General features: G+C 68.0%; 4 protein-coding genes. 1 reads left to right on the top strand and 3 read right to left on the bottom strand.

Translation table 11 applies throughout. The annotated features are described in order from the left end of the window. Positions 1 to 1,027 (bottom strand): DUF2232 domain-containing protein (locus I0Q12_RS08215; protein WP_197251463.1); only part of this gene is annotated, 1,027 nt, incomplete at its 3' end. A 215-nt stretch (positions 1,028 to 1,242) separates the two neighbouring features. Here I0Q12_RS08215 and I0Q12_RS08210 point away from each other — a divergent pair. Further along, positions 1,243 to 2,262, top strand: a complete 1,020-nt coding sequence (locus tag I0Q12_RS08210) for a triacylglycerol lipase (RefSeq protein WP_197251462.1) — start codon at positions 1,243 to 1,245, stop codon at positions 2,260 to 2,262. Positions 2,263 to 2,287: 25 nt separating this feature from the next. On the opposite strand, the gene I0Q12_RS08205 is transcribed toward I0Q12_RS08210, so the two are convergent. Both I0Q12_RS08205 and I0Q12_RS08200 read right to left on the bottom strand, forming a co-directional pair. Then, a complete protein-coding gene (locus I0Q12_RS08205; RefSeq protein ID WP_231610255.1) occupies positions 2,288 to 3,052 on the bottom strand; it encodes a maleylpyruvate isomerase family mycothiol-dependent enzyme in 765 nt (254 codons plus the stop codon). 10 nt (positions 3,053 to 3,062) lie between these two features. Beyond that, the gene (locus tag I0Q12_RS08200) at positions 3,063 to 3,653 is read right to left on the bottom strand and encodes a TetR/AcrR family transcriptional regulator (RefSeq protein ID WP_197251461.1); all 591 of its coding nucleotides are present in this window, start codon (positions 3,651 to 3,653) and stop codon (positions 3,063 to 3,065) included. Positions 3,654 to 3,675: the final 22 nt, after the last annotated feature.

The following is a 3,675-nucleotide window of genomic DNA, read 5'->3' as shown; positions in this document are numbered from 1 at the left end:
ACCCGACCCTCTCGAGCAATGCGTCGACGTCGACGGTGCCGTCGGCATCGTCGAGTCCCCAGCGCACGTCCTCGGCGATCGTGCGGCCGAGGATCTGGGATTCCGGGTGCTGGAAGACCAGTGCCGTGCCGCCCGGGGCACCGAGACCGACGTGGCCGGGACGGTCGACGAGACCGGTTGTCGGGTCGAGTCCGGCGAGGATCCGCGCGAGGGTGGACTTGCCCGAGCCGTTGGCTCCGACCACCGCGACGAAGTCCCCGGCGGTGATCGTCAGATCGATGTCGGTGAGCGCGTCGGTGGTGGCTCCCGGGTAGCGGTAGGTGACCGACCGCAGGTGCACGGGCAGCGGTGCCGGTTCCGCCTGGGCCGTGGCCGGCCATTCGGTGGGCGGGCTGCTCCACCGCGTGCGCAGCGCGATCGTGCGGAAGATCCCGAAGCTGAGCAGTGCGCTGCCGACGATGCCGACGACCGTGGCACCGCCGATCCACAGCCACCAGTACTCGACGAGGAAATCGGCGGTGCGGGTGAAGGCGTCGACGAATGCCTGTCCCGCACCGGCTGCCCGGAATGCCCGCAGGGCGCCCTGCAGCGAGGCGGCGAGCGAGTCGAGCAGCAGGATCCGGGTCCGTTCGAACAACAGCAGCATCCCGACGGTGAATCCCGCGAGCACGAGCCCGATGGGGATCGACCCGGCGAACACCACGAAGCCCGCGTTCCTGCCCCAGCGGCGTTCGGCATATCCGACGAGGATTCCCACGCCGACGAGGACGAGCAACATCACGACCCCGAACGGGCCGCCGGCGATCAGGGCTACGACGCTGGCCGCGACGGTCGCTGCGATCGCGGACCGCATCCGGTTTCCTGCGGCGAGGAATGCGATCGGCAGGGTGATGAGAACCTGCGCGGCTCCGACCGGGATGAACCCGGTGACGACGGTGACGACGGCTGTCAGTGCTCCGAACACCGCCGCGGCCGCGATCTCGAACGGCCGCAGCGGGCCCCTTGCTGTCGTGGTTCCGGCGCGCACCGCTCCCAGTGTGCCAGCCACGCCGCGGCCCCGAACCGCCCGCCGGGGCGATCCACGCGGCGAGTGCGAATCCGCTCACGCTGTAGCACGGGCGAATTCCGAATCGGTGGGCACATCGTGATTCACGAGGCCACCGGGCCACCGCCGGGGGCTGGTCGACGATGTGGAATCTCTGTTAACTTTCTGCGCATTCACGTATCGACAGGGGGGTGGACATGCGCCTGCGCGCACTCACCGCCGCGACCTTCGCGGCGATCTTCGCGCTCTTCGGAACCGGAACGGCACAGGCCGAGGAACCTGCACCTCCCCTACCCGTGGGAAAGACCTTCCTCGACGGTCTCGCAAGCGAATTGGGATCACCCGGCGGCAACGCCCCCGGCACCAACGACTGGAGCTGCGTGCCGTCGGAGGAACATCCCGACCCGGTGATCCTCGTGCACGGCACCGTCCTCAACCGGCAGGACAACTGGTCGTACCTGGCACCCCTGCTCGCCAACGAGGGGTACTGCGTCTTCGCCCTCACTTACGGCAACCATGCCGACCTGCCGTGGCCGCTCGACGCCGTCGGTGGACTGCTGCCGATGGAAGAGAGCGCACAGCAGCTATCCGATTTCGTCGACGAGGTCCTCGCCGCCACCGGCGCGGAGAAGGTGGATCTGATCGGCCACTCGCAGGGCACGTTGATGCCCGTCTGGTACGTCAAGTTCCTCGGCGGCAACGAGAAGGTCGACGACTACATCTCCCTCGGTCCCGTGTACGAGGGCAGCCACGCGTTCCTGATCGCCGCGTCTTTCGAGTTGTTCGAGCAGGTCGGGGCACGCCAGGACATGGAGAACCTGGTGCACGCGCTCGGGTGTGGCGCCTGCCCGCAGGTGCTGGCCGGCTCCGACTGGATCCACACCATCCAGGAGGCCGGCGTGTACGCCGACGAGGTCACCTACACGAACATCATGAGCCGCTACGAAGAGATCGTCCTGCCCTACACCAGCGGTTATCGCGAAGCCCCCAACGCAACGAACATCGTGCTCCAGGATCACTGCGGCAACGACTTCGTCGAGCACGCCGGCATCGTCAACGACCCGAACGCCGCGTGGTTCGTGCTGAAGGCACTCGATCCGGAGGATCCGCGACCGCTGAACTGCGTGTTCGTGCCGCCGATCCTCGGCTGGAGCCCGGACCCGACGCTCGGGCCGGCACCGGAGACCGAGGCGGTCGCCGCGCGGGCCGGCTACTGACGGCCGACGGCCGGGCGCGCAGCGATCAGAACGGAACCTGCACTGCGAGAAGGCCCGTTCCCGGCGCGCGACCGGACAGGACGCGACAGAACTCGACCGCGTCCATCTCGACTGGTTGTGCACCGGACCCGGTGCGCCAGCGACCTCCGGCCGGACCGGTCAGGGTGAGATCGATCGGCCGGCCGTGCCGTCCTGCCCATTCGGCGACGACGTCGGCGACGAGCGCCCCGTCGTGTTCGGGGGTCAGGACCATCGTCTCGCCGGTCGCGCGGCAGATGTCCACGCGGTGCATCCAGGGGTCACGTGTGACGATGACGTCGACCAGATATCCGACGGTCCACCATTCCTCGACGCCACCGACCGTCTGCGCCGGTTTCAGGGTCAGCTTCCGCACGAGGGACGGCGTGCGGGCGCGTGCCCGGGCCGCCTTGGCCCCCGTCGCCCGGTAGGCCGACGCCAATGTCGCGGTGTCGAGACTCGCGTATTTCTCGACCTGATGCGCGGTCAGCGCGTCGATGAAGACGCCGGGCGACCGTTTCGCGACGGCGAGCTGGCGACGCATCTCCAGGAGGGACGCGGACATCCGCGTCATCCCGTAGGCGTGACCGGCCATCGCGCGCACGTCCCAGCCGGGGCATTCGGTCGGTTGTCTCCACTCGTCGGGCGTCAGCCGGTCCAGCAGATCGGCGAACCGCTCGTACTCGGTGGCGGCCAGGCGCATCGCGAGGTCGCGTTGCATCTCCGGTCGTCGTGGCCGCGTGGTGGACTCGGTTGCAGTCGTTGCAGCCATCGGACGCTCCTTACAGTCCTACATTCTCGGCGAACATGTTCACGGCCCGATCGAGGAGCCGACGCCACCGGTCGCCACCGGGATCGTTGGCGAGCTGGGCGTCGATGAGACCACCCGTGAGCGCGACGCACAGATCCACATCCTGCTGGTCACGAATCCCCAACTCTGCCAACGTGTTACGGAACAGATCGAGGGTCTGCACGGCCGGCGCATACGCTTCGTCGCTCGGCTCGAAGTCGATGACGATCCGCTGGTTCATCAGCTGGAATCGGGCGAGATCTTCGACGCAGAAATCGAAGAAGGTGGCCGCGAGGGATCGCAGCACACCGCGCGGTGTGTCGGGCAGGTTCCGGACGCATTCCGTCATGACCGCCAGGCACTCGCTCCACGCCTGTCCGAACATCGCGTCGTAGAGCGCGTTCTTCGAATCGAAGTGGCTGTAGAGCGAGGGGGGCCGCATTCCCACGCGGTCGGCGACCTCGCGGAGGGTCAGGTTCGCGAGCCCGCGCTCGCGGGCGGTATCCCAGGCCGCGGTGAGAATCTCGGACCGAGTTGCCGAACGGCGTTCGGCAACCCTATCGCGATTCGGTTTGCCTAACACACTTAGGACGATCCTCGCGTCG

Origin of the sequence: Rhodococcus sp. CX (genome assembly GCF_015865005.1) — a bacterium.
In the GTDB taxonomy this organism is placed as follows: Bacteria; Actinomycetota; Actinomycetes; order Mycobacteriales; family Mycobacteriaceae; genus Rhodococcus.
The sequence above is the reverse complement of the archived record's forward strand: the minus strand, read 5'-3'. Positions and strand labels throughout refer to the sequence as shown.

Excerpts from the sequence above, each read along its gene's own strand:
- I0Q12_RS08210 (WP_197251462.1), top strand. The coding sequence starts at position 1,243 with ATGCGCCTGCGCGCACTCACCGCCGCGACCTTCGCGGCGATCTTCGCG.
- I0Q12_RS08205 (WP_231610255.1), bottom strand. The coding sequence starts at position 3,052 with ATGGCTGCAACGACTGCAACCGAGTCCACCACGCGGCCACGACGACCG.